Annotated in this window: 22 protein-coding genes and 4 pseudogenes; 14 read left to right on the top strand and 12 right to left on the bottom strand. The window is 70.1% G+C overall.

Annotation, left to right across the window (positions count from 1 at the left end; genetic code table 11):
* Window positions 1–17: 17 nt before the first annotated feature.
* The 3 genes and pseudogenes from E2651_RS44560 to E2651_RS01710 form a co-directional block, all read right to left on the bottom strand.
* Window positions 18–179, bottom strand: a pseudogene (locus tag E2651_RS44560) (GDP-mannose pyrophosphatase); the annotation flags it as partial.
* Window positions 180–392: 213 nt separating this feature from the next.
* Window positions 393–1,178, bottom strand: coding sequence for a DeoR/GlpR family DNA-binding transcription regulator (locus E2651_RS01715; RefSeq protein ID WP_135329138.1), 786 nt, complete (start codon window positions 1,176–1,178; stop codon window positions 393–395).
* Window positions 1,179–1,281: 103 nt separating this feature from the next.
* A complete protein-coding gene (locus E2651_RS01710) occupies window positions 1,282–1,833 on the bottom strand; it encodes a tellurite resistance TerB family protein (protein WP_209446038.1) in 552 nt (183 codons plus the stop codon).
* Window positions 1,834–1,998: 165 nt separating this feature from the next.
* Between E2651_RS01710 and E2651_RS01705 the strand changes: the two genes are divergently transcribed.
* The 5 genes from E2651_RS01705 to E2651_RS01685 all read left to right on the top strand — a co-directional run bounded on the left by E2651_RS01705 (window position 1,999) and on the right by E2651_RS01685 (window position 5,143).
* On the top strand, window positions 1,999–2,667 hold the full coding sequence (locus E2651_RS01705; RefSeq protein WP_167828656.1) for a haloacid dehalogenase type II: 669 nt from the start codon (window positions 1,999–2,001) through the stop codon (window positions 2,665–2,667).
* 52 nt (window positions 2,668–2,719) lie between these two features.
* Window positions 2,720–3,268: a YciI family protein gene (locus tag E2651_RS01700; RefSeq protein WP_135329136.1), complete on the top strand. Its 549-nt coding sequence runs from the start codon at window positions 2,720–2,722 to the stop codon at window positions 3,266–3,268.
* A 79-nt stretch (window positions 3,269–3,347) separates the two neighbouring features.
* Complete coding sequence (locus tag E2651_RS01695) at window positions 3,348–4,022, top strand: maleylpyruvate isomerase N-terminal domain-containing protein (protein ID WP_135329135.1); 675 nt, start codon at window positions 3,348–3,350, stop codon at window positions 4,020–4,022.
* Window positions 4,023–4,055: 33 nt separating this feature from the next.
* Complete coding sequence (locus E2651_RS01690; protein WP_135329134.1) at window positions 4,056–4,403, top strand: VOC family protein; 348 nt, start codon at window positions 4,056–4,058, stop codon at window positions 4,401–4,403.
* Window positions 4,404–4,489: 86 nt separating this feature from the next.
* On the top strand, window positions 4,490–5,143 hold the full coding sequence (locus E2651_RS01685) for a TOPRIM nucleotidyl transferase/hydrolase domain-containing protein (RefSeq protein WP_245238495.1): 654 nt from the start codon (window positions 4,490–4,492) through the stop codon (window positions 5,141–5,143).
* A gap of 301 nt (window positions 5,144–5,444) precedes the next feature.
* Here the strand turns inward: E2651_RS01685 and E2651_RS01675 are convergent, their stop codons facing one another.
* Entirely contained in the window at window positions 5,445–5,810 is a 366-nt protein-coding gene (locus E2651_RS01675) for a hypothetical protein (protein ID WP_245238494.1), read from the bottom strand.
* 218 nt (window positions 5,811–6,028) lie between these two features.
* Between E2651_RS01675 and E2651_RS01670 the strand changes: the two genes are divergently transcribed.
* From E2651_RS01670 to E2651_RS01655, 4 genes are all read left to right on the top strand, one after another.
* Window positions 6,029–6,658 carry an RNA polymerase sigma factor gene (locus E2651_RS01670; RefSeq protein ID WP_135329132.1) on the top strand — a complete coding sequence of 210 codons (630 nt, stop codon included), beginning with the start codon at window positions 6,029–6,031 and terminating at the stop codon, window positions 6,656–6,658.
* Entirely contained in the window at window positions 6,655–7,329 is a 675-nt protein-coding gene (locus E2651_RS01665) for a hypothetical protein (RefSeq protein WP_245238493.1), read from the top strand. Before E2651_RS01670 ends, E2651_RS01665 begins: the two co-directional genes overlap by 4 nt.
* A 113-nt stretch (window positions 7,330–7,442) precedes the next feature.
* Window positions 7,443–7,844 carry a hypothetical protein gene (locus E2651_RS01660; protein WP_135329131.1) on the top strand — a complete coding sequence of 134 codons (402 nt, stop codon included), beginning with the start codon at window positions 7,443–7,445 and terminating at the stop codon, window positions 7,842–7,844.
* Window positions 7,845–7,915: 71 nt separating this feature from the next.
* Window positions 7,916–8,332: a peptidase M23 gene (locus tag E2651_RS01655; RefSeq protein ID WP_135329130.1), complete on the top strand. Its 417-nt coding sequence runs from the start codon at window positions 7,916–7,918 to the stop codon at window positions 8,330–8,332.
* A 63-nt stretch (window positions 8,333–8,395) separates the two neighbouring features.
* Here the strand turns inward: E2651_RS01655 and E2651_RS01650 are convergent, their stop codons facing one another.
* Both E2651_RS01650 and E2651_RS01645 read right to left on the bottom strand, forming a co-directional pair.
* Window positions 8,396–8,677 (bottom strand): hypothetical protein, encoded by a 282-nt coding sequence (locus E2651_RS01650; protein WP_135329129.1) that lies wholly within the window; start codon window positions 8,675–8,677, stop codon window positions 8,396–8,398.
* A 45-nt stretch (window positions 8,678–8,722) separates the two neighbouring features.
* Window positions 8,723–9,922 (bottom strand): MFS transporter, encoded by a 1,200-nt coding sequence (locus E2651_RS01645; RefSeq protein WP_280922752.1) that lies wholly within the window; start codon window positions 9,920–9,922, stop codon window positions 8,723–8,725.
* A gap of 366 nt (window positions 9,923–10,288) precedes the next feature.
* Here E2651_RS01645 and E2651_RS01640 point away from each other — a divergent pair, with 366 nt between their 5' ends.
* Window positions 10,289–11,809, top strand: a complete 1,521-nt coding sequence (locus E2651_RS01640; protein ID WP_135329127.1) for a carotenoid oxygenase family protein — start codon at window positions 10,289–10,291, stop codon at window positions 11,807–11,809.
* On the opposite strand, the gene E2651_RS01635 is transcribed toward E2651_RS01640, so the two are convergent.
* Both E2651_RS01635 and E2651_RS01630 read right to left on the bottom strand, forming a co-directional pair.
* Window positions 11,810–12,463 carry a hypothetical protein gene (locus E2651_RS01635; protein WP_135329126.1) on the bottom strand — a complete coding sequence of 218 codons (654 nt, stop codon included), beginning with the start codon at window positions 12,461–12,463 and terminating at the stop codon, window positions 11,810–11,812.
* A 38-nt stretch (window positions 12,464–12,501) separates the two neighbouring features.
* A complete protein-coding gene (locus E2651_RS01630) occupies window positions 12,502–13,908 on the bottom strand; it encodes a helix-turn-helix transcriptional regulator (RefSeq protein ID WP_135329125.1) in 1,407 nt (468 codons plus the stop codon).
* Window positions 13,909–14,130: 222 nt separating this feature from the next.
* Between E2651_RS01630 and E2651_RS01625 the strand changes: the two genes are divergently transcribed.
* On the top strand, window positions 14,131–15,465 hold the full coding sequence (locus E2651_RS01625) for a M64 family metallopeptidase (RefSeq protein ID WP_135329124.1): 1,335 nt from the start codon (window positions 14,131–14,133) through the stop codon (window positions 15,463–15,465).
* Between the two features lie 21 nt (window positions 15,466–15,486).
* Here E2651_RS01625 and E2651_RS01620 read toward each other — a convergent pair.
* Window positions 15,487–15,651: pseudogene (locus tag E2651_RS01620) on the bottom strand (short-chain fatty acyl-CoA regulator family protein); the annotation flags it as partial.
* A gap of 1 nt (window position 15,652) precedes the next feature.
* On the opposite strand from E2651_RS01620, the pseudogene E2651_RS01615 reads away from it, so the two are divergent.
* Window positions 15,653–15,826, top strand: a pseudogene (locus tag E2651_RS01615) (3-hydroxyacyl-CoA dehydrogenase family protein); the annotation flags it as partial.
* Window positions 15,827–16,606: 780 nt separating this feature from the next.
* Here the strand turns inward: E2651_RS01615 and E2651_RS01610 are convergent.
* The 3 genes and pseudogenes from E2651_RS01610 to E2651_RS01600 all read right to left on the bottom strand — a co-directional run bounded on the left by E2651_RS01610 (window position 16,607) and on the right by E2651_RS01600 (window position 20,112).
* Window positions 16,607–16,993, bottom strand: a complete 387-nt coding sequence (locus tag E2651_RS01610) for a hypothetical protein (protein WP_348541597.1) — start codon at window positions 16,991–16,993, stop codon at window positions 16,607–16,609.
* A 202-nt stretch (window positions 16,994–17,195) separates the two neighbouring features.
* Window positions 17,196–19,145 (bottom strand): annotated as a pseudogene (locus E2651_RS01605) (collagenase); the annotation flags it as partial.
* Window positions 19,146–19,482: 337 nt separating this feature from the next.
* Window positions 19,483–20,112, bottom strand: a complete 630-nt coding sequence (locus E2651_RS01600; protein ID WP_135329121.1) for an HdeD family acid-resistance protein — start codon at window positions 20,110–20,112, stop codon at window positions 19,483–19,485.
* A 420-nt stretch (window positions 20,113–20,532) separates the two neighbouring features.
* Here E2651_RS01600 and E2651_RS01595 point away from each other — a divergent pair, with 420 nt between their 5' ends.
* Both E2651_RS01595 and E2651_RS01590 read left to right on the top strand, forming a co-directional pair.
* Entirely contained in the window at window positions 20,533–22,803 is a 2,271-nt protein-coding gene (locus E2651_RS01595) for an FdhF/YdeP family oxidoreductase (RefSeq protein WP_245238500.1), read from the top strand.
* Between the two features lie 170 nt (window positions 22,804–22,973).
* Window positions 22,974–25,265 (top strand): FdhF/YdeP family oxidoreductase, encoded by a 2,292-nt coding sequence (locus tag E2651_RS01590; RefSeq protein ID WP_135329119.1) that lies wholly within the window; start codon window positions 22,974–22,976, stop codon window positions 25,263–25,265.
* The last annotated feature ends 30 nt before the right edge of the window (window positions 25,266–25,295 follow it).

The raw sequence follows: 25,295 nt of genomic DNA, 5'->3' as shown, positions 1-25,295 counted from the left end.
TACCGGCTGATACCGGCTCAGCTGTCGCCTGCGTGCGGCTCGGCCGGTCGGAACGGGCCGTCGAGGGCGGCCCATTGGAGCAGCATGATGGTCTTGGCGTCGGCGATCGTGCCGTCGCGCACCATGGCGAGCGCGTCGGCGAAGGGCAGCTTGACGGTGGTGATGTCCTCGACGCCCTTGCCCTCGGCGCGGGCCTGGGCGGCCATCCGGTCCGCTCCCTCGGAGGGGCCGCCGATCCGCAGAACGGCGTCGCAGCGGGCGAGCAGTTGCTCGGCGACGGGGTGGAAGATCTCGTCGAACAGCGGGTCGCCGGGCCCGGTGCTCCCCGCGGTGTCCAGGAGCGGCAGGGCGAGGGCTTCGCCGGTGACGGGGGCGGGGGCGGTGACTTGGTCTCAGGCCAGGACGGTCTCGACGCCCGCCTCGCGCAGGGCGTCCATGGTCTGCGGGCCGCTGGGGTGTGTGCCGGCGTCCTCGGCGGCCCGGTCCGTAACGAAGCGGTGCACGGCGTCGAGGGGGGCGACCCTGCTGAAGGCGCGCACGCCGAGCTTGGTCGCGTCCGCCACCGCGATGGTGTGCTCGGCCCGGGCCAGTCCGGCCTGTTTGACGGCGGCGTCGTCCAGGGAGAACTCCGACCAGCCGTGCTCGGCGTGCACTCCGCCGATGGACATGACGAAGCAGTCGAAGGCCAGGGACTCCAGCGTGCGCAGCGCCAGCGGGCCGACGAAGGAGCGCTCACCGGGGCGGGAGCGGCCGCCCACCACCAGGAGCTCGATCCCGGGCCGGTCGGCCAGGCAGACCGCGGCCTGCAGGCTCAGTACGGCGACCGTCAGCGGGGCCCGGGCCGCCAGGTGTTCGGCCACGTGCACCGTCGTGGTGCCCGCGTCGAGCAGGACCCGTGATCCGGGCTCCACCAACGCGGCCACGGCGCCGCCCAGGCGGTCCTTGGTCGCGGCCTGCCACGGCTCGCGCGCCAGGAATCCCGCGTCCTCGGCCCGTGCACGCGTCGCCACGGCCCCGCCGTGCACGCGACGCACGAGGCCCTGACGCTCCAGCGCGTCCAGGTCCCTGCGCACGGTCATCTCCGACACACCCAGGCGCTGGGAGAGCTCCGACACGGAAACCCGGTCGGAGCCCTGCACCCATCGCAGCGTCAGGTCCAAACGATTGGCGACACCCATGCCGCTTTTCGATCACTCCAGAGTTCGAATGAACAACGAAGTGTGAGGCTCTCGCGGTCGATACCCCCGTCGCGCGCGAACGCGCAGCGATGTCCGAAACCGATCAGAGGCCGAACTCCTGCGGGGACACACCGAGCGCCGCGCACGCTTCGCGCAGGACCTGCTCCTCGGCCGGGGCGATGTACCCGTCCGCGCCGGCGACCACGAATCCGGTCTGCACGACCGCCTTGGCCTCCACCGGCTTCTTCGCGGCCTTGGCGATCTCCTGCATGACCTGGGTCTTGCCCTGCTGGAAGTTCAACGTCAACTGGTCGACGTGCTTGTTGAACCGCTGCCGCAGCTGGTCCGGCGGGAAGTTCTGCAGGACGTCGTTCTGTAGGATCAGCGACTCCACATGCTGCCGCTCGGCCGGGTCGACCGACCCGTCGGCGGCCGCGACCAGGGCGCACATGGCCATGCTGGCGTCCCTGTACGCACCGCTCTTGAGTTCCGTCTTGAGGGAGCCGAGCTGGGACTTGAGCACGCCCACGAGCTGAGCCTTCGACCCGCCGCCGGACCCTGAACCCGACCGTCCGTGACCGCCGGAGCTCCGTGCCCCCTGCGACTGCTGCTGCAGACCCTTGGCCTGGTCCTTGATCCGGTCCCACATCGCCATCCGTGCCACCTCTGCCAGCCGTTCGCTCGTCCGCGCACCTTCCGCGCGCACCTCTGCCAACGCCTTCCCGCCCGCCGAAGTTCCATGGGAATCACGAGCCGGCCAGGGCGGTTGACGCAGGAGCGACGCCGATTCGGCAGGGGCAACTTCGACTTGGAGTGTGCGTTGAGCGGTCTTGATCCTCGGTTCATCACCTTCGACATGTACGGAACGCTGACGGACTTCGCCATCGGGTCCGCCGCCAGGGAGGTGGTCAAGGACGTGGCACCGCCCGACAGGCTCGACGCCTTTCTCCATCGGTTCAGCTGCTACCAACTCGACGAAGTGATGGGGGATTGGCGGCCCTACGACGAGGTCGTCTCCCGATCCTTCGAGCGAGCGTGCCGGAGCACCGGCGTCGAGTTCCGGCCGGGTGATCCCGACAAGATTTTCGCGGCGATCCCGGGGTGGGGTCCTCACCCCGATGTGCCGGGGCCCCTCGCCGAGCTCGCCGAGCATTTCCCTCTCGTCATCATCTCCAACGCCGCCGACCGGCACGCCGATCAGAACGTCGCGAAGCTCGGCGCATCGTTCCACGCGGTGTACACGGCGGAGATGGCGCGGGCCTACAAACCGAGGCTGCGTGCCTTCGAGTTCATGTACGAGCAGTTGGGCTGTCGGCCGGAGGAGACGATGCATGTGTCTTCCAGCCCGCGTTACGACCTGCAGTCGGCAACCGACCTCGGCGTGAAGGACACGGTGTATCTCAACAGGGGAACTGAGCCGTCGGCGCCCTACTACCACGCGTACGAGGTCACCTCCCTCGCCGGGGTGGTAGAGCTTCTCGGCATCTGAATTCCGCCGAATCGCCGCGCAGTTGCCCGCCCCGGAGCGAGAGACTGTGGGCATGGAGTTCTTCTGTTACCACCGTGACCGGCCCGGCTCCGGCAAGTTGCGCAGCGAGCTGCTGGAAGACCACTGGTCCTACATGGACCGGTACGCGCAGCAGATGATCGCTCGCGGCCCGACGTTCGCCGACGACGGGGACACTCCCACCGGCAGCGTGCACATCGTCGACCTGCCGGATCCCGCCGCCGCCCGCGCGTTCGCCTTCGACGAGCCCAACTACCAGGCCGGCGCGTACCGGGACGTGCTGCTGCGCCGGTGGCGCAATGAGCTGGGGCGCACCATGTGGGACTTCCCCGGCGGCCGGACCGGCGACGATCGGTATCTGGTGCTCGGTCTCGGCGCCGGGCCGGCCACCGACGTCGCGCTGCCGCCCGCCCGGGACGAGTTGATCGCGTACGGGCCGCTGCTGTCCGACGACGCCGCCCAGTGGCTGGGAACGGCGGCGCTGGTCCGCGCCCCGGACGCGGACACGGCACGCGCAGTCCTGGACCCGCACCGCTACGCCGCCGTCGAGGTCCACGCCTGGGAGTTCGGCGGGCGGCGGTGACGTCACGCCGTGGCCGCCACGGGCCGCCGCCCGGCGAATGCGCTTGTCCGCACTCGGGGCACCGCACTACCGTGCCGATGTGGATCTCTTCTCGCACTCGTGGACGGCTCTGCGGGCGGCCGTCGCCGACCTCGAAGACGCGGACTTCGCCCAGCCGTCCGGCTGTTCGGGCTGGCTCGTACGGGACCTGGTGTGCCATCTGGTCATCGACGCCCAGGACGTACTGATCACCCTGGTGACCCCGGCCGAAGGCGAACCGACCCGCGACGCGGTGACCTACTGGGACGTCGCCGACACGCCGCCGACCGGCGACGACCCGCTCGACGCGCTGATCGTCCGGCTGGCCGCCGCGTACGGGGAGCCGTGGCTGCTCAAGTTCCACCTCGACGACGTCGGTTCCGCCGCGGGCCGCGCCGCCGAACTCGCCGACCCGGCCCTGCGGGTCGCCACCCAGGACATGGTCCTCACCGCGGGCGACTACCTGGACGCGTACGTCCTGGAATGGACGCTGCACCACCTCGACCTGGTCGAGCACCTCCCGGACGCGGCGGGACCGCCCGCGGAGGGGCTCGCCCGGTGCCGCGAGATGCTGGAGAAGATCGCCGGCGCCGTGTTCCCCGCCTCGTTCTCCGACCGGGACGCACTGCTGGTCGGCACCGGACGCCGGGCTCCGAGCGCGGCGGAGCAGGCCGAACTGGGCGAGCTGGCCGAACTGGGCGAGCTGGCCGCGAAACTCCCGCTCGTCCTCGGGTGACCGCCCCTCATCGTCATGTGACAGGAGACGCCGATGTCCATCCGCCGGGTCATGCCCGACATCCGATCGGAGGCCCTGGAGGAGAGCCGGGACTTCTACGGCCTCCTGGGGTTCGAGGAGGTCATGAACCTGGGCTGGGTGATGACGCTCGCGTCCCCTGACAACCCCACGGCGCAGGTCACCTTCATGGCGCACGACAGGACCGCGCCGGTCGTGCCCGACATGAGCGTCGAGGTGGACGACGTGGACGCGGCCTACGCGGCGATGCGGGCGAGCGGCGCGGAGGTCGTACACCCGTTGCAGGACGAGGAGTGGGGGGTGCGCCGGTTCTTCGTACGCGACCCCAATGGCCGGGTGGTCAACGTCCTCGGCCACCGCTGACCCGCCTCTCCCGTGATGCGCGGCGCGCGAGCCGCCGTCCCCCAAATTCCCTACCGTGGCGGCCGGAAAGGACGGAGACTCCTCTCATGGCTGACATCGGGGCTGGCATCGGGGCTGACATGCGGGCTGACATGGGGTTGTTCCAGGAGGCGGTCGCCTCGTGGGCGGCCGGAGGCCCCGGCGACCCCGCGCGCGAGCTGGCCGCGCGGCTGCCCGTCCGGACAGCCGTCCTGCTCGAAGGGCCCAGCGACGCCGCGGCGGTCGGCGCGCTGGCCGCGCGCCGCGACCGGAACCTGGCGGCCGAAGGAATCTGCGTCCTGTCGATGGGCGGCGCGATGAGCGTCGGGCGCTTCGCCCACCTCCTCGGACCGACCGGCCTCGGCCTGCGCCTCACGGGCCTGTGCGACGAGGCGGAGCGTGGCTACTACGCCCGCGGCCTGGAGCGGGCCCGTGCGACACAGGACGGGTTCTTCGTCTGCGAGGCGGATCTGGAGGACGAGCTCATCCGCGCGCTTGGCGTGCCACGGGTGAAGGAACTGGTCCGGGCGGAGGGCGACCTGCGCGCCCTGGAGACCTTCCTGCGCCAGCCCGCCCAGCAGAGCCGCACCGCACAGCAGCAGTTGCGGCGCTTCCTCGGCACCAAGAAGGGGCGCAAGATCCACTACGGCCGTGTACTCGTCGAGGCCCTCGACCCCGACCGCGCACCCGCCCCACTGGACGACCTGCTCACCAGCCTCTGACTCGCCGGCCCCTGACCAGCTACCTGCCCCCTGCGGACCCGTCAGGCAGGGCCGGGTGCGCGGCCGCACCGGGAACCGGATGAATCCCACCGTGGCCGTTGACTGCTATCGCCGCCTGTTGGAGCGTCTGTGCGGCCACCAAGCGGGATTCCGTCAAGACGTCACCGCGTTCCCGCACCAGGCCCTCGTAGACCGGCAAATGATCGGTTCCTGCTGACGTGGGTGTCACAGGGCTGCCCCTTCTCGATGTCGTGCGTACTTCTGGCAGATCCCCGCGGCCAGAACTGAGATCTGAATGCGGTCACGCTCGACTGAGGCGCGCCGCGATCCCATGACCGACCAGTAGATAAATAACGGCCGGCAGTCCGTAATTGAGGAGAACACGAAGCCCCTCTGTGTCCATCGTGAAAACATCCTGTGACCACCAGGCAAGCAAGTCGGCCGTGCCGTGCACGAATTCGACGAAGACGTTGGCCTCATTGGCGTCGAGCAGGTAGAGCAGGACCCACAGGCCGAGGAATACGGCGGCGATGTCGGCGATGGTGTGGACGGCGAGGGCCGTCCGCCGAGCAGCGCTCGGGTTCCGCTCTTGGCGCTGCGGAGCCTGCGGAGCCTGCGGGGGCCGGCCGTAGCCATGGGGGCCCGACATCGGGTCGATATTGCTCACGGGTGTCCAATCTGACGCATTGCTTTGCGGGCCGGGGCAGTCGCGCGGGCCCGTGTACATCTGCGCCGTATGGCCGCCGCCGCGTTACGCAGGCATCGGAACATCCCCAATATGGTCAGGCATTCCGCACCTTGTGTGCCCCTGATGGCGACTCAAGGCATATCACTTCACGTCTGGTTCAGATTGAGCGGCACGTGGCGGGGTAGCCTCCCGCGGCTATGCGCGAAGACCAGACCGATGGCGCGAAGTCCGACAGGTCGACGTTCGATGACGTCTTCTGCGGCCTGCTGCCCCGGCTCTATCGCAGAGCCGTGATGTTCTCCGGATCCCGGCAGCTCGCCGAGGACGCCGTGCACGAGGCCTATCTCAAGCTCGCCACCCGCCCCGAACGGCTGCTCGACCACCCCGAGCCCTACGCATACGCCTTCTCGGCGCTGATGAGCGCCGTCCGGGACGCGTACCGTCGGGAAAGACGGCAGGTGCTCATCGACGACGTCGAGGCGCATAGCGGGGTGCGGACGCTCGAGAGCGGAGTCGCGCACGGGGGTGCCTTCGTCGACGGCGCCTGGGACGGCGGTCTTGAGCGGCGGCAGGGCGAGTGGGAGGCGATGCGGCTGCTGAGCAGACTCTCGCCCCGGCAGGCGGGCGTCGTCATCCTCGTCGATCTCGACGGCTACACCATCGACCAGGCCGCGAAGATCATGAAGGTGCACCGGGGCACGGCGGCCCGCCACCGCGCCCGCGCCCTCGACAGCCTGCGCGGCATGCTGGTCGAAGCGCCGTCCGAGCCGGACGGCGGGCGTACATCACAGCCCGGGCGGCGACCCGAGGACGGGAGGGCGTCATGAACTCAACTCCGGGCCCCCCGGGGCAGGTTCCTCCGGACGGCACCGAGCGCTCCCGGCGCGCCGGGGCCACCGATGACGCCGCCGTCGCGGTACTGCGCGAGCGGTTGCGCGCAGCCGACGAGGCGATCGAGGTGCCCCACGGGCTGTGGGACCGCATCCAGGCCGACTCCCCCGCCGGGCGCCGACAGCGCAGGCCGCACCGCATCGCCGTACTCGACACACTGGGCGGACATCGTCCGCGCTTGGCCCTCGTCTTCGCGGCGGCGCTTGTCGGTGCGATCGCCCTGGGGACGTGGTGGCTGGTGCGCCCCGGCGGGCAGGACCGCCCCGCCCCGCCCGCAGGGACACGGGGCGTGACCATGACGGTGCACAACGCGGAGTCGGCCTGCCGTGAACTGCGCACCCTGGAGTGCGCGTTGCGGGTCGCGAAGGATCCGTACGAGCGGTACGCCGCACCCGGCAACCGCGCGGCCCGTGTCTGGCACGGCGACCGGCTCGAAGCGCTGTGCGTCGTCACCGACGGCACGCTCGTACAGGACGAGAAGGGCATCACGTCCACCCGGTGGTACCTGGTGCGCACCACTACCGGCACGGAGGGCTGGCTGCCCGGTGTACGGACGCGCAACAGCGCGGAGGTGCCGGACTGCGCGCGGAGCGGCGACACCCCGTGACGCACACGCTCCCCTGACGCACATGTGACGCAGGTCACAGACGCGGATGTCATACAGGAAGCGGTCGCGTCCCGTGTAGCGCGTGAGAGCACGTACTACACGGGGAGAACGACATGAGCGTACGTACCTTTCTGACCGGGTCCGTCGCGGCCGTGGCGCTGACCGCGGGGAGCCTGGCCGTGACCGCGGGTACGGCATCCGCCGCCGAGGCGGCGCCGAAGGCCGGTGCGGCTGCCGCCTTCACCGTCTGGGCGACGGACGTGAACGTCCGCGACAACCCGCAGTCGCCCGCGACGTGCGACGGCTTCCCCTCGCCGGGGAACTGCCCGACCGTGTCCGGCAAGTTGCAGCCCGGGCAGCAGTTCGAGGCCCGCTGCCAGCGCAAGGGCGAGACGGTGAGCGGCAACGACTGGTGGGTCTTCATCGAGCGGGGCGACTCACGCGGCTGGATCGCCAGTTACTTCGTGGACACGCCGTCCGACCAGCTGCCCGGCGTGCCGGTCTGCGGCGCCTGACAGCGAGAACCGAACCAACCAATCGACCAACCAATCGACCGACCAACCAACCAACCAACGGGGAGACAGACATGAGGATTCTGAGGAGCACCGGCCGGACCGTCGCGCTGGCGGCGGCCGTCGGCACGCTGGCGCTGGCCGCACCGGTGGCGGCGTCGGCGTCGGCGTCGGCGTCGGCCCAAGACGCACCCGCCGCCGTACAGCCCTCGGCGCAGCAGCAGGCGCTGGCGGGCAAGGAGGTCCGGGTCTGGGCCGGCAATGTGCGGCTGCACGTCGAACCGGCCGTCAACTCGCCCTCGCCCACCACCTTCGGGCCGGGCACGCTGATCGACTTCTGTCAGCGGCAGGGCGACTTCGTCTCCGAGCCGGGCCAGGGATCGAGCAGCTGGTGGTCCTACGTGGAGCTGCCCGGCGGCAGCGACGGCCTGTGGATCAGCAATGTCTACCTGGTCGGCGGGGAGAAGATCGAAGGCGTGCCCGACTGCTGACCTCCTTTCCTGCCACGCGCCTCCCGCTGTCGCCCAAGGCGGCGGGAGGCGCGCCGCCACCCTTCAGTGGGTCACGGCGAACAGGAGCAGGACGATGAGCAGCGCCAGGGCGCCGAGGGTGGCGCCGATGAGCGAAGGGCCGAAGTTCGTCGCGAGGCCCCGCTCGTTCTTCCATACCCCCAACGCCCCCAGGACCAGGGCCAGGAGACCGAGGGGCGCGGCGACGAAGTCACCGAGTACGGGGATGAAGGAGCCGAGGAGGGCGACGATGCCCAGAGGGAGGGCGATGTCTCCCAGGCGGTTGCCGGGTGCGCCCCCATGGCGTTGGTCGTCCTTGTGCGACATGCGTCCTCTCACACTGGCATCCGGTACCGAAGACCCGCAGGACCATCAGACGTCCTGCGCGGCCGCGTGTCCAGCACGGCTCCGCCCGATCCCGGTCACAACGCCGGCCAGCGCGACGCACACCACGCTGACGCCGATGCCCAGGCAGGTGGCGGTGACACCGGCTCCGGCCGCCGCCGCGGTGACCGCGGCGGCCCCCAGCGGGCCCAGGGCCGAATGCGTCGTCCAGAACGCGGCAGTGACGCGCCCCAGGAGATGGCCGGGGGTCACCTCTTGGCGTAGCGACATGGAGCAGGTGCCCGCGATGCTGGTGCAGAACAGGATCACGGCGGCGAGCACACCGACCACCAGGGCGCTTCCCGAAAGGCCGACGCACAGCACGGTCGCGCCGCACAGCACGAAGGCCCCGATCCAGCTGACGCCGAAACCGAGGCGTTCGCGTACGCGCGCGACGGCGAAGGACGCCAGACAGGCCCCGAGAGTTCCGGCTGCCAGGACGAACCCGACGGTGCTGTCCGGGTGCCCGAGCTCTTCCTTGAGCCGGAAGATGATGAGGTCGGTCAGACCGTAGGTGAGGAAGGTCAGGAGCGAGAGCAGCACGGTCAGCGGGCGCAGCACCGGGTGGGCCCAGAGGAACCGCACTCCGGCCAGGAACTCGCCGCGCACACCGGCTCGTTCGGCCGCATCACGCGTGGTGACCCGCCGGGCCGGGCGGATCTTCACGAAGGCGATGCCGATCGCGGAGAAGGCGAACGTGACCGAGTCGATGCCGATGGCCGCGGCCGGGCCGAAGGCGGAGGCGATGAACCCGGCCAGTGCCGGACCTCCCGCGCCGGCGGCCGCGTACGTGCCGAACAGATGGCCGTTGGCCCGGGTGATCTGACCGGGCTCGACGATGGCGGGAACGACCGTCACATAGGCCACTTGGAACAGCATCATGAACACGCCCGCGGCCGGGACGACCGCGTAGACCAGCCACATCGGCGTGGCGAAGAGCCAGACCAGCGGGATGAGAGCGAAGAGCAGGCAGCGCGCCCAGTCGGCCACCATGAGCAGGCGACGCCGGTCCACGCGGTCGACGAGCACACCGGCGAACACTCCCGTGACGATGGAGGCGACGCCGGTCAAGCCGGTGACGAGGCCCATCTGCACGACCGAGCCGGTGCGGTGCAGGACGAGGAGCGGGATCGCCACGTACGAGAAGGAATCACCGAGGGCGGACAGCGTCTGGATGACCAGGAATATCCGGTAGTTGGGGTTCGCCCATAAGCCAGGAGGATCCGGGTCCGTCCTGCCCGCCGCCCCCGGCTTCGCACCTTCGCGCGCATCTCGCGCATCTCGTGCGTCTCGTGCGTCTCGTGCGTCTCGTGCATCTCGTGCATCTCGTGCATCTCGTGCGGACACGGCCCGCCCTTCTCGCGCTTCTCGCGATGGCCGCAGCGATTAGATCACGGGGCACCGGTCCGTGCGGGCGGGTGGCGTCAGCACCACCCCAAGCTCGGGCCTCAGGCCTCCTGCCCCGCGGCCTTCATCGGCGCAGGCTGGTTCCCGTAGCCAGCGGACAAGTCCGGCGTTCCTGCCGGACCCCGACGCGACGAACGGGGAGAGACGATGACCAGTCATACGCGGCGGAGGATTCTCCAAGGGGCGGCGCTCGCGGCGGCGGGCAGTGTGGTCGGGGGGTACGGGCTCGGCCACGGCGCCTCGGCGGCGCAGGCCGCCACATCCGGGGCAGCGGGCGGTGCGGCGGACGGAGGCAAGAAGTCGCTGCCCTTCCTGGAGGGCGCGTTCGCGCCGGTCGCCGAGGAGTTGACCGCCTTCGACCTGCCGGTGACCGGCCGTGTGCCGCGTGACCTGGACGGCCGCTTCCTGCGCACAGGGCCGAACGCGCTGGGCCTCGAGGACCCGCGGGCGCACCACTGGATGCTGGGCGACGGCATGGTGCACGGGGTGCGGCTGCGCGGCGGACGCGCCGAGTGGTACCGCAACCGCTGGGTGCGCTCATCGCAGGTGGCGAAGAAGCTGGGCGAGACGTACCCGGGCGAGGTGCCGCCGGACGACTTCGCGTGCAACACGCACGTGATCCCGTACAAGGGGCGGATCCTGGCGCTCCAGGAGGGCGGACCGCTGCCCTACGAGCTCGACGGCGAGCTGGGCACGGTGCGCCCGTACGACTTCCGCTCCACGCTGCGGGGCGCGTTCACCGCGCACACCAAGTACGACGCGGCGGCGGACGAGTTGCACGCCGTGGCGTACTACCCGACCTGGGACCACGTACGCCACATCATGATCGACCGCACCGGGCGGGTGGCGCGGACCACCAGGGTCCCGGTGGCGGACGCGCCGATGATGCACGACTTCGCCCTCACGCAGAAGTACGTGGTGATCGTGGACGTCCCGATCACGTTCGACGCGGCGGCCGCCGAGGCGGGGGCCACGGTGCCCTACATCTGGAACGAGCGGCACCCCATGCGCGTAGGGATCCTGCCGCGCGCCGGAGGCGCCACCCGCTGGTTCGAGATCGACCCGGTCTACTTCTCGCACACGCTCAACGCGTACGACGAGGGCGACAAGGTGGTGATCGAGTACACCTCCATGCCCGCGCCGTTCTACGCGGCCGGACGGGGCAGCGGCGGCCCCTCCGCGACCGGCACGCCGACGCTCGACCGCTGGACGGTCGACCTGCGCGCCGGCCGGGTCCGCGGCACCCGCATCGACGATCTGCCGCAGGAGTTCCCCCGCGTCAACGAATCCCTCGTCTCCCGCCGGCACCGCTTCGGGTATGCGGCGAGCGCGGCCGAGATGTGGCGCGCGTACGAGACGGTCGACGGGGTGCCGCCGGACGACAAGTTCACCAACTGCCTGGTGAAACACGACATGTTGCGCGACAGCAAGCAGGTGCACCGCTTCCCGCGGGGCGCGGCGGCGAGCGAGCCGGTGTTCGTGCCGCGCCGGGACGCGCGGGACGAGGACGACGGCTACATCCTCTCCTACGTCAACGACCCCGACCGGGGCGCGACCGACCTGGTGATCCTCTCGGCCCAGGACTTCACCGGCCACCCGCTGGCCCGCGTCCACCTGCCCGGCCGGGTGCCGCTCGGCTTCCACGGAAGCTGGGTGGCGGACCTGTAGCTACCCGGCGCGGGATCGGCCCGGCGCACCCGCGCGCGTCATGCCGCCGGCGGTGAACGCCGCTGCCGCCGCGGTGGCGACAGCGGTCAGGCCGCCGGCCAACCACGCACCTCCCACCGGGGGGTTCGTCTGCGGCGGGGCGAATCCTCCGGGCACCGCGTACACCACGAGCCGCTCCCCTGCCTTGGCATCGGCAGGGCATGCCTCCCCCAGCGCGAAGAAGTCCGACTCCCTGAGGGTCCGTTCCATTTCCGTCCCGTCGAGCCGCGCCAGCGAACACTCCCACCAGGATCCGGTGACGTTCCCCGTCGGCGCGTTCCGCTCGTGCCGTACGGCCTCCGTGACAACGGTCTCCACCGGCTCGCCCCACACATCGAGCACGGCCTGGTCGAGAAGCGTCAGCAACCCCACGGCCAGCAGGCACTCCACCATGGCCGCCGCCCCGAACTGCCAGGGCCCAAGGCGGACGAAGCACAAACCGATCAGCGCGAATCCCACGCCGAGGAACAACACCCCCGCGACGACGGCTACTACGGGGCTGGGCCACCACGCGGGAACGAGCACCACGGCCAGCACGGCAAGACCGCACATCAGCACCGAAGCGGCGACCCCGATCAGCGCACCGCCCGCCCAAAGCCACGCTCTCCCCCTCACCGGCGCCTCCCGCGACACCGCCCAGCTCCTGACGCCCCTCACATCAGCGGTGGTGCCGGCGCGGGCCCCAGTGTCGTCGTGCCCGGAGTGGCCCGGTGGGCGAGGCCGGTGCGGTAGGCGTCCAGGGCGGCCTCCGTCCGTCCCGTCCGTCGGAGGAGGTCGCCGAGCAGGCAGCACAGGGACGCCAAGTCACCGGCCACGCCCGCCCGTTCGAGGAGCGGCAGCGCGGCGCGGTAGTGCTCCTCGGCGGCCTCCGTGTCTCCGCACTCCTCCGCGATGAGGCCGAGCAGCCGGTGCGCGGCGCCCACGTGCACCACACCGCGTCCCGCTGTCAGGGCCCGCGCCTCCGGGATCTCCGCGGCTTCCGCGGTCGCCGTGCCGACGGCCAGCAGCGGCCTCAGCAGTGCCTCGGCCTCCCGGGCCTTGCCGCGCCGGCGCAGCACGTCGGCGAGTTCCACCTCTACCTGTTCGGCGAAGAGCGCGGCCCGCTTGGCGGTCAGCATGTCGTAGGCGGTGCGCAGTTCGTTCTCGGCGCGCTCCAGGTCGCCGTCCTGGGCGTGTACGTAGCCGCGCATCCAGTGGCAGTGGGCGAGTTCGGTGCGAATGTGCAGCTGCCGGTAGAGATCCTGGGCCTTGGCCAGCGATGCGTCGGCCTCGGCGATACGGCCCTGGGCGATGAGCGTACGGGCCACCCCGCGGTGCATCCCGGCGAGCAGGGCGGGGTCGTCCACGCGGGGCGCGAGCGCGAGCGCCAGTTCGGCGGCGTGCGCGGCGCGCTCGTGTGCGCCCATGTCCATGTACGGGGCGATGGACGCCGTGTAGAGGAGGAGCAACGCGTCGGGGTCCTGCAGACCGGAGGCGTTGAGCTGATCGAGCGCGGTCTCCAACAGGTAGCAGGCGTAGCGGAGTTCACCGGTCAGGCGGTGGGCGTTGGCGCGGCCGCGGATGGCGGGGACGCGGCGGGGCAGCGGCTCGTCGGCGAGCAGCCGTTCCACCGAGGCGAAACACTCGTGTGCGTCGTCGAGTTCTCCGGACTCCAGGAGGCAGTCGCCCAGGCCGAGGAGCGCGGTGGCCTGCTCCCCCGGGAGCGCGTGTTCGACGGCTTCGGCGCACAGGGCCCGGAAGAGGGGGGCTGCGTCCTCGGCTCCGGTGGCCAGCGCGCGCCGCGCGTCGGTCAGGCGCAGCCGCAGTTCGGCGGCGAGGCGGGCGGGGCGTCCCGTCGCGAGCTCCTCGGGCGTGACGCCCAGGCGCTCGGCCAGGTGCCGCAGGGCGGTCTCGGACGGCCTCACCTTGCCCGACTCCAGTGTGGACACGTAGGCGGGCGTGTACGCGGGTTCGGCCAACTGCCGCTGGGTGAGCCCGAGTTCCGTACGAAGACGCAGGACGCGACGCCCGATCACCGCGGGCTCGTCGAGCCGAACGCCCCCAGGTCCACTGTCCGACATCTCTCCGCCTCCACGCTCGAGCCAAGTCCATGCAGGCCTGGAGCGAAAGGACTTGGGATGGCGTGGCGCGAACTCACCACTCCCACCGTCACCTTGCGCCCCGGGCATTGCCTTGCTTCCCCACGACCTCTACATTGAACCGCGTCTTAAGCTCCCTTAACCCCCCACTTACGTCGCGGACTTGCTGACCCCATGTCCGCGCGGACTCCCGGGAGAACCTCCATGCGCAGACACGCATCCCGCATATCCCGCATATCCCGCAAGCGGCTCACCGCGGCCGCCGGTGTCGCCCTGGCGGCGGCGCTGGCCGCCACCGCGCCGGTCGCCGCGGATCAGGGCCAGGACGACACCGCCGCTGCCGCCCGCTCCACCGGTGACGTCGAGGTCGAGTACTTCACCGGCCCCGACAGCCACCCCCGCCACACACAGATCCCCGCCTCCGCCCCGCTCTCCAGGAAGCAGCAGGCCACGATCAAGGACGACGGTGACGTCCTGCCGATCGTGGAGGCCGGAGCGAGCGACGCCAAGGTCGATGTCGTCTTCATCGGGGACGGCTACACCGCCGCCCAGCAGGAGGACTTCCACGCCGACGTGCGCACCAAGTGGAAGGAGATGTCCGCCGTCGAGCCGTACGCCGAGTACAAGGACCTGTTCAACGTCTGGGCCGTCGACGCCCACTCGCAGGACTCCGGCGTCTCGGGCGACCCGACGGCCGACGTCCACAAGAACACCGCCCTGGGATCGGCGTTCTTCTGCGACGGCATCGAGCGGCTGCTGTGCGTCGACACCAACAAGGTCGAGGGGTACGCGTCCAAGGCCGCCGACCCCGACCTCGTGATCGTGCTCGGCAACTCCACCAAGTACGGCGGCGCAGGCTACAACGACATCACCTCGCCGTCCGGGTACGACGGCATCGGCACCGCCTCATCCGACCACCCCGACTCCGACCAGGTGGCCGTCCACGAGACCGGTCACTCCTTCGGCAAGCTCGCCGACGAGTACTGGTACGACGACAGCACCTACGACGGCCCCGAGCCGGGCGAGTCCAACCTCACCAAGCTCAGCGCCGAGGAGATGGCCGCGCAGAAGGCGAAGTGGCACCAGTGGCTCGGCCAGGAATCACCTGACGGCGGCACCGTCGGCGCGTACGAGGGCGGCGGCTACCACGGCCACGGCCTCAACCGCCCCACCGAGGACTCGATCATGCGCACCCTGGGCCGCGAGTTCAATCTGCCCGGACGCGAGGCGATGATCGCGGGATTCCATCAGCACGCACCGGTCCTCACCGGCGTCACACCCACCGACCGGCAGGTGCGCGGCGCCGAGCGGATCCGCGTCGAGGCGTCCTCCCGCGCGCGGTTGCGCTGGTACGTCGACGGCCGCGAGGCACGGCAGGCCCGGGACGCGAGCAGCGTGACACCAAGGCGGCTCGGGGTGCCCGCCGACGGCCGCCCGCACACCGTCACGGCACGCGCCACGGACCCGACCGACGCCGTCCGCGACCCCGAGCTCCGCAAGTCCCTGACCGGCTCGCTCAGTTGGCAGGTCACGCGCTGACACACAGGGGCGGGCGCCGCATCAGTCGTCGCCCGCCCGCTCCCCCGACACCGGGTAGGGGACGAAGGTGCTGCTGTTCTCGTCGATCGCCAGGCGGCGGTCCAGCGGTGGGACCGCCCGCTGGGGGCAGTCGGTGCGTTCGCAGAGGCGGCAGCCCATGCCGATGGGGACGGCGGACGAGGCGTTGCTGAAGCTGGCGGACCTGATCGGCCTGGACACGCTCGCCTCCATCGCGGCGTCGCTCTACGAAGAGTTCAAGGAACCCCTGTACGCCCCGCCTCCGTTGCTCCAGCGCATGGTGGAGGCGGGGCTGCTCGGCCGGAAGAGCGGCCGCGGGTTCCATACCTACGACCGGGGTTGAGGGGCCCGGGTCCGCCGCCGGGCTGAGGGGCCCGCGGCTGCGGTGAGCGGGGCGCGGAACAGACTGGTGATCTGTTCCGCGCCCCTGCACTCCTGTCAAGCCCGTCCTGGATTCCGGGCGAAGGTGAAACGCCGCCGGAGTAACGTCGTTGGAAGGCGTGGAGGTGAGGGCAAGGGTGCCGGTATCGACGTTTGAGCCCGCGTTGCAGGCGGAGTCGGAGAGCCTCAGGCGATGCCTGCTGGCCCTGGAGTCACTGCGTCACGACGATGCGCGGCCGCTCCCGGGCGAACAGGCCGCGGTCGCGGCGTACCGCGCGGCCCGCTCCCGGGCAGGTGCCGGCCAAGGTCACGCCGTTGCGGGCCCGCGAGGGCGCGACGCGACGAGAAGAAGCCGTGAACCCTCGGTCCGGGCCGGAATCGCGGCGGCCGTCGGCGCCTGCATGCTCGGCAGTGTCGCGGTGGCGGCGGGCACAGCCGCTCTGCCGACGCCGTTCGATGAGGACGCGTCACAGCCGACGTCAGGTATTTCAGGCCCGGGCCGGCCGGGGCCTGGGCATACGGAGACTGGCCACGGGGCCGTCGAGGACGCGGCCATGGTGAGCGGAGCGGTAGCCGGTCTCGCCGCCGGTGTGGGCGGGTTCCTGGGAGGCCTTGCGGCATACGGCACGTGGCGAGACAACCGCCGTGTACAGCGCCCCGGCCAACGCGGCGGTCACGACCCCGCCGACCCGCCCGAACCGGGTTCCGCTGACGGGGAAGGGCCGGCACCGGGGCGCGACGGCTATCTGTGAGGCGGAGTGATGCGGCGGTAGGCGGCGCGGGCGTGCAGGACACGGCCTGTCGCGGCGCCGAGGAGAGTCGCGGCCAGCAGGCAGGCCATCCATTCGGGATCGCGGTGCCCGGCCCAGGAGATCTCCCCGGTGGGGGCGGTCGCGAAGATGTTCAGGAGGGCCCAGCACAGCAGAGCCGTGCCCGGCGCCGCGGCGAGACGGCTCCGTACGCCAAGGACGGCGGCCAGCAGTGACAGGGCGGCGAGCGCGAATCCCGTGCGGTCCAGCACGCCGAGCAGGTCGAACACGCTCACCAGGACAAACGCGCCCGCATACGCCCCCGCCCAGATGAGGGGCGTCGGCACCGGTTCCGGAACAGCCCTCGCGCCACTGGCCATGTGCCGCCATTCCACCACTGTCAGGTCCTCCCCCACCCCTGGGCCGGCATCGTCGCCTCGGCCCACTGGGCCGCGAACGATTGTCGCCCATGCGTCGGCGGCCGGACACCTGTGTGCCCGGCCGCCGCCCCCGTCGGCTTGAACCAGCGAACCAGCGAACCAGCGGATCAGAGAACCAGCGAACCAGCGGATCAGCGGATCAGCAGGAGCCGCCCGCGCAGGCGTCGAGCCAGGTGTACCAGTCCTGGTCGTAGCGTGAGCCGATCGTCTGCGTCAGGTGCCGGCGGGCGGAGGCCCAGTCGCCGGTGCGGTAGGAGCCGAGCACGGTGGCCACGTCGTCCGGGTGCTTCTCCAGCATGTAGCGGACGGCCAGGTAGCCCCAGCGGTAGGTGCGGGTGGTGTCGGTGTTCTGGTAGGTGGTGTCGAACAGCTGGCTGAGCGGATAGGTCTTCTTTCCCGCTTCCTTGATGGCCTCGTCGTAGGGCAGTTCGCGGTACGAGTACGAGACGTACTCGGCGAAGCCCTCGATCCACCAGACCGTCGGGGTCGAGACCCCGGCCTCGAAGTCGCCGTACATGTCGAAGCGGCCGTCGAGGTAGTGGGTGTACTCGTGGTTCAGGTTCCAGATCTGGAAGTCCGGCCGCATCCAGTCCGCTTCGTAGGCGATGAAGCGGGGCAGGTTGCCGTCCGCCGAGGGGTCGCCCTCGAGGTACATGCCGCCGTTGTTGGTGTCGATGCCGTAGATCACGCCGGCGTAGGTCTGGTAGTCGGCGCTGGAGTCGAAGACCACCACCTCGATCTTGGTGTTCTTGTCGTCCTTCACCGGGCCGCCGTCCTTGGCCACTTGGTGGAAGTACGCGTCCTGGCCGTTGAGGCTTTCGCAGGCGTACGAGAAGTTGCTCGCGTCCATGTCCTGGGCGGCGATCGCGATGCTGTCGCTGCACGCGTTCCTGCCCTGCAGGACGGCCGCCTTCAGCCGCTCCTTGAGGTCGCAGACGCCGTAGTACGCGCAGTTGTCCTTGTCGTACGCGTCGGCCATCTCCGCCACGCCGACCCAGAGCCGGGCCGTCCTGCCGGTCATCTCACTGACGCCGAGCAGGTCCTTCATCAGCGGGCGTACCCTCTCCCGCAGTTCGGCGTGCTGGACGAACCGGCCCATCTCGCGGCCCGCGTTGGAGGCGAGGAAGGACTGTTCGCCGCCGAGCAGGTCGAGATGGTCCTTGGCGAACCGGTGCACTGTGTCGAGGACACTCGGGTCGTTCTGGACGGCCTGGACGAACTCCGGCACCTGATGCCCGCGCCACAGCACCGTGTACACGTTGTTCACGGCGTTGACCATCCACCACTTGTCGTTGTACGAGGTGTCGTAGCCCTGCAGCATCCGCTGGACGACGTTCAGGTAGCGGGCGTTCTCCTCCGCGCTGTCGATGAGCGTGATGGCCTCCGCCAGGGTCTCGCCGTTGGCGTCCGTGACGTCGTTCGAGTGCGCGGAGGCGAAGAAGGCGTCCAGGCCCGCCTGGATCGCGGACTTCAACTGAGGCCCGTACTCGCCCACATCCGGCTTGTGGTACCAGTGCACGTAGTAGCCGGCCCGCAGGAACAGCACGATCTGCGGCATGCCGGTGCTGCCGTTGCCTGGATACGCGGCGGAGCCGTCGCGCAGCGCGGTCGCGACGGTGACCATCTGCGCCTCGCGGAACGCGCCGCCCGCGTCCGCGCCGGTGAGGCTGAACAGCGTGTTGATGCAGTCGGTCGTGGACGAGGTGATCTGCCTGACCAGCGCGTCCCCGGTCTGGGCGAAGTCACCTGGGGAGCACCCCGCCTTGCCCCCTCCCTTCTTCTTGGCCGCCAGCATCGAGGGCCGCTTGTGCGTGGGGGCGGTCGTCGGGGTGTCGTAGTCCTGCCGCAGTAAGTCCTGGGAGGCGGACAGCGGTGCACGGTCGTCGACCGCGAGCCGCCCCTCACGCACGTGTTCGGCCTCCGCGGCCGCGACCGCGGGCTGCGGGCCGGTTCCCTTGCCGGCCGGCGCCGCCTGGGCCGTCCCGCCGCCGAGGGGGCCGACGCCGACGGCAAGCGCGAGGGCCAGGGCTCCGGCCCCGGCCGCTCGGACGACGCGTGCACGTAACGAGCTTCTTCGTTCGTTCCGGCTCATGTGCGGTTCTCCTGTGGGGGATTGGTTGCCTGTCGCGGACGCGTTTGTCGTGAGCTCGTCCGCGCGATGGGCGGTACCATTTCACACATCACATGACGCTGGAAGCCTCGCGGGGCGGGTGGTTTTCCCCGGATCTCGTACGGATCTCCTTCGACGGATCGGGCCACGCGCGGGCAGGCGGCCCACGGTTGGCCCCCGGACGACCCCACCAGGGCGCTACGCCCGGATACGGCGCACGCCCGGAACGTAGACGCGAGGGAATGCGGGGAGTTGGGGTTCGCGGGGCGGCGCCCCGGCGGGCAGCCGCCTGCTGTGGCGGGTCGGCGTCACCCCACAGTCAGACGCCCGGCGGGATCCGTCGTGCGCGGGAGCGGATCTGGAACGCCGTGATGATCTCGACCACGCCGACCGCGAGCAGCCACACTCCGCCGACCAGTGTCAGGACGGCGACCGACTCGAACGGCGAGACGATCAGGACGATGCCGGCCAGTGCGCTGATGACACCGAGGCACACCTGCCAGCCGCGGGCCGGCATGTCCGGGTCGGAGGCCGCCGCGATGGTCTGCGTGATGCCGCGGAACAGCCAGCCGATGCCGATCCAGAGGGCGAGCAGCAGGATCGACTGCATCGCTCCGCGGAAGCAGAACAGGCCGAGCAGTACGGACAGGGCGCCGCTGATGAAGGCCATCACCCGCATCGGGGCCGACACATGCGTACCGAAGGCGGAGACCAGCTGGAAGATGCCGCTCACCAGGAGATAGAGGCCGAAGAGTACGCCTGCCGCCCACAGGGATGCGCCCGGCCAGACGAGGACGAGGACGCCCAGGATCAGCGAGGCGACACCCGCGAGCAGCACGACCTGCCAGGCCGACTTCGCGAGGCTGCCGAGCGGGCCCGGCGGCCGGTCACGGTCGCCGTCGCGGGGCGTCGGGTCCGGTGTCCGGGGGTCGTACGGCGCTTCGGTCATGCTCGACTGTCCGCTCGGTTCCCCGGCGTCCGCCACAGAACCTGGACCGAACGGCGTACTACTGCATAAGGCATGCGGCATGCGGCATGCGGTGGTCCGGCTTCCTCTGGGGGGGCAGGAACGCCGACGGCTCGTCCGTTCCCCGGCGGTCGCCACGGATCCGGCGCCGATTGAACGTACCTCAAGCGCGCCCGGCGAGCGGTGATCCGCAGGCTCTGCTGGAGCCCGCAGACGGCGCCGCAGTCCGCGGTGGACTGCGTGCCGTCCTCGGGCAACCGCCCCGACGATCACAAGTGGCATGGCCTGATCGGCAGACCTAGCCTAGGCAAAAGCGACGTCCAGCACAGCGCACGTCCGCGTGGCGGAAGGGTAAGAGTCTTGAGCCCGTCGAATGAGGACCAGGAACAGCTGGAGGCCGGCGTGGGTCCCGCGCCCAAGGCCGAGCCGGAGTTCCACCCCTACCACCACCCCGCCGCCGGATGGGGCGCCGCCAAGAGCGTGACCCGGTTCCTGCTGCGTGAGCGTGAGCTGGTGGACGGTCCCCGGGCCATCATGAAGATGAACCACGAGAACACGGGCTTCGACTGTCCCGGGTGCGCGTGGCCGGACGACACCAAGGGCCTCAAGCTCGACATCTGCGAGAACGGGATCAAGCACGTCACCTGGGAGATGACCCGCAAGCGCGTCGACCGGAAGTTCTTCGCCGAGCACACCGTGAGCGAGCTGTCCCGGTGGAGCGACTTCGCGCTGGAGGACCAGGGCCGGCTGACCGAGCCGATGCGGTACGACCCCGAGTCGGACCACTACGTACCCATCAGCTGGAAGGAAGCGTTCGCGATGGTCGGGCGCGCGCTGCGCGAGCTCGACGACCCGAACCAGGCCTCCTTCTATACGTCCGGGCGGCTCGGCAACGAAGCGACGTTCCTCTACCAGTTGATGGCCCGTGAGCTGGGCACGAACAATCTGCCCGACTGCTCCAACATGTGCCACGAGGCAAGCGGCCGCGCGCTGCAGGCGTCACTGGGCACCGGCAAGGGCACCGTCGACCTGAAGGACTGGGACGCCACCGACGCCCTGTTCATCATGGGCGTCAACGTGGCCTCCAACGCCCCCCGGATGATCACCGCGCTCGCCGAGGCGTACCACCGCGGCGCCCAGATCGTGCACATCAACCCCCTGGTCGAGGCGGCCGCCACCCGCACCATCGTCCCGCACGACATCATGGACATGGCCCTGTTCAAGACGACCAGGACGAGCACGCTGAACGTGCAGCCGCGCATCGGCGGTGACATGGCGCTCATGCGGGGCATGGCCAAGGCGGTCCTCGAGCAGTCCAGGACCGATCCCAAGGCGCTGGACCAGGAGTTCATCGACCGCCACACCGCGGGCTTCGAGAAGTACCGGGAGCTGTGCGAGGCCACGCCCTGGGAGGAGATCGAGCTCCAGTCCGGGGTCGACCGTGCCGACATCCTCAAGATGGCGCGCGTCTACCGCGATGCCGACCGCAGCATCGTCAGCTGGTGCCTGGGCGTCACCCAGCACGAGCACGGTGTCGACACCGTACGGGAAATCGTCAACGTCCTTCTGCTGCGCGGCAATCTGGGCCGGGAAGGCGCGGGCCCCTCCCCCGTCCGCGGACACAGCAACGTCCAGGGCAACCGCACCTGCGGCATCGACCACCGCCCGGCCCCGGAGTTCCTGGACCGCCTCGCCGAGGTCTGCAAGATCGACCCGCCCCGCGAGCACGGCCTGGACACCATCCGCACCATTCAGGCGATGAACCGCGGCGATGTGAAGGTGTTCATCGGGATGGGCGGCAACTTCGCCCTCGCGGCGCCGGACACTCCGTACACCTACGCGGCCCTGGGCAACTGCGAACTCACCGTCCAGGTGAGCACCAAGCTGAACCGCAGTCACATCGTGCACGGACGCCAGGCGCTCATCCTGCCCTGCCTGGGCCGCACCGAGAAGGACCAGCAGCGCCTCGGCCTCCAGAGCACGTCCGTCGAGGACTCGATGAGCATGGTGCACCTGTCGGTCGGCATGAAGCGCCCCGCGTCGCCGCATCTGCTGTCCGAGCCCGCGATCGTCGCCGGCATGGCCCGCGCCGCCCTCCCCGACAGCGACACCCCCTGGGAGTCGTACATCGAGGACTACGACCGTATCCGCGACACCATGGCCCAAGCCCTCGACGGCTTCGAGGACTTCAACCGCCGGGTGCGCCTGCCGCTCGGCTTCCGCATCAAGCAGCCGGCCCGCGAGCTGGTCTTCCTCACACCGTCCGGAGCGGCCGAGTTCTCCTCGGCCCCGCTGCCGGACGTCGTGCCCGCCGCCGGGACCCTGGCGCTCGGCACGATGCGCTCCCACGACCAGTGGAACACCACGATCTACTCCGACAACGACCGGTACCGCGGCATCAAGAACCTGCGCACGCTCGTCTTCATGAACGCGGACGACATGCGCGAGCGCGGCATCGACGCGTTCGACCCGGTCGACATCACCAGCACCGCCAAGGACGGCAGCAGCCGCCATCTCAACGGCTATCTCGCCATCCCCTACGACATCCCCCGCGGCTGCGCCGCCGGCTACATGCCCGAGATGAACGTCCTGTGCGCACTGATCGACCACAGCACTCAGAGCGACCAGCCGATCATGAAGCACGTCAAGGTCACCATCGGCCCTGCCGTTTGAGCGCAGGCGGATTCTCGATCGTCTGATCGGCAGGGATTGTCAAGGGGTGAATGCGAGGCAATAAGCGGCACCTATCACATCATCGAAAACGCCTCTTTGACATGCCCTCAAGCCCGGCCGGAAACTGCTCCCGCAGCGGCGTCGCATTGCGGAAAGAGGCAGTCCAGATCATGAGCAGCATCGAGGATCCCAGCGACGACCTGTCGGTGACGCCGCCCAAGACCTGGGCCGCCGGGGTTCCCGCGGTGACGCACGCGCTGCGGTACTCGCTGGAGCAGACATCGGTGCGGCGCACGGCGTTGACCCTGCTGAACATCAACCAGGCCAAGGGCATCGACTGCCCCGGATGCGCCTGGCCCGAGGAGGCGCCGGGCAAGCGCCACATGAACGAGTACTGCGAGAACGGCGCCAAGCACATCAACGACGAGGCCACTTCACGCCGCGTCACCCGGGACTTCTTCCGCGAGCACTCGATCGCCGAGCTCGACGGCAAGTCCGACTACTGGCTCAACCAGCAGGGCCGGCTGACCGAGCCGATGGTCAAGCGGCCCGGCGCGACCCATTACGAACCGATCGGCTGGGCCGAGGCGTTCGGTCTGCTCGCCGGGGAATTGAAGGCCCTTGCCTCTCCCGACGAGGCGCTCTTCTACGTCTCCGGCCGCCTTAACAACGAGGCCGCTTTCCTCTTGCAGCTCTTCGCCCGCGCCTACGGCACCAACAATCTGCCGGACTGCTCCAACATGTGCCACGAGTCCAGCGGATGCGCGATGAACGAGACGCTGGGCACCGGAAAGGGCAGCGTCTCCCTCGACGACATCCACGACTCCGACCTGATCTTCGTCGTGGGGCAGAACCCGGGCACCAATCACCCGCGGATGCTCTCGGCGCTCGAGAAGACCAAGCGCAACGGCGGTCAGGTCGTCGCGGTCAACACGCTGCCCGAGGCCGGGCTCATGCGCTTCAAGAATCCGCAGGTACCGCGTGGCGTCGTCGGCAAGGGCACAGCGATCGCCGACCAGTTCCTGCACATCCGCGCCGGCGGCGACCTGGCCCTGTTCCAGGCGCTGAACCTGCTGCTTCTCGAGGCCGAGGACGCCGCGCCGGGCACGGTCCTTGACCACCGGTACATCGACACGTACTCCACCGGCTTCGCCGCATTCGCCGAGCACACGCGGAAGGTCACCTGGGAGCACGTCTTCGAGGCGACCGGACTGTCCCGGGCTGAGATCGAGCAGGTCTTCGACCGGGTCCTGGGTGCCAAGAAGGTCATCGTGTGCTGGGCGATGGGGCTCACCCAGCAGAAGCACGGTGTTCCCTCCATCCGGGAAGTCATCAACTTCCTGATGCTGCGCGGCAACATCGGCAAGCCGGGAGCGGGTGTGTGCCCGGTCCGCGGGCACAGCAACGTCCAGGGCGACCGCACCATGGGCGTCTGGGAGCAGATGTCGCAGGAGTTCCTGGACGCCCTGGAGGCGGAGTTCGGCTTCACGCCGCCCGCTCATCACGGCCTGGACGCGGTGAACGGCATCCGGGCCATGTACGAGGGCCGCGCCAAGTTCTTCCTCGGAGTCGCGGGCAACTTCGTACGGGCCACCCCGGACAGCGCTGTCACCGAAGAGGCGATGCGCAAGTGCCGGCTCACGGCGCACATCTCGACCAAGCTCAACCGGTCCCACACCGTCTGCGGTGACACCGCGCTGATCCTGCCCACGCTGGGGCGCAGCGACAAGGACGTACAGAACGGCGGCGAGCAGTTCATCACCGTCGAGGACTCGATGAGCGACGTGCACGCCTCCCGCGGGAAGCTGCCGCCGGCCTCCCCCGACCTGCTCAGCGAGGTGGCGATCATCTGCCGGATGGCGCGCGGCACCCTGGGGTCGACTCCGCCGCTGCCCTGGGAGGACTTCGAGGCGGACTACGGAACCATCCGCGACCGGATCTCCCGTGTCATACCGGGCTTCGAGAACTTCAACGCCCGGGTGTCCGAGCCCGGCGGCTTCCACCTGCCCAACCCCGTGAACCAGGGCGTCTACCGCACCCCGAGCGGCAAGGCCGTCTTCACCTGCAACGACTTCACGATGCCGCACGTCCCCAAGGGGCACCTGCTGTTGCAGACGCTGCGCTCGCACGACCAGTGGAACACCATCTGGTACGCGCCGGACGACCGCTACCGCGGCATCCACAACGCGCGCCGCGTCGTGCTCGTCAACCCCGCCGACCTGGAGGAACTGGGCATCGCCGACGGCGACTTGGTGGATCTGGTGAGCGTGTGGCACGACGAGAGGGAACGCCGCGCGGAGGACTTCCGGGTCGTCGCCTATCCCGCGAGCCGGGGATCCGCGGCGGCCTACTACCCGGAGACCAACGTCCTGGTCCCGCTGGACAGCGTCGCCGACATCAGCAACTGCCCCACCTCCAAGGCGGTCGTGGTCCGCCTGGACCCCGCGCGCGCCTCCCGCTGAGCCGACGCGTGCTCCAGAAAGACCCAGTCT

Origin of the sequence: Streptomyces sp. MZ04, assembly GCF_004684775.1 — a bacterium.
Lineage (GTDB): Bacteria > Actinomycetota > Actinomycetes > Streptomycetales > Streptomycetaceae > Streptomyces.
The sequence above is the reverse complement of the archived record's forward strand: the minus strand, read 5'-3'. Positions and strand labels throughout refer to the sequence as shown.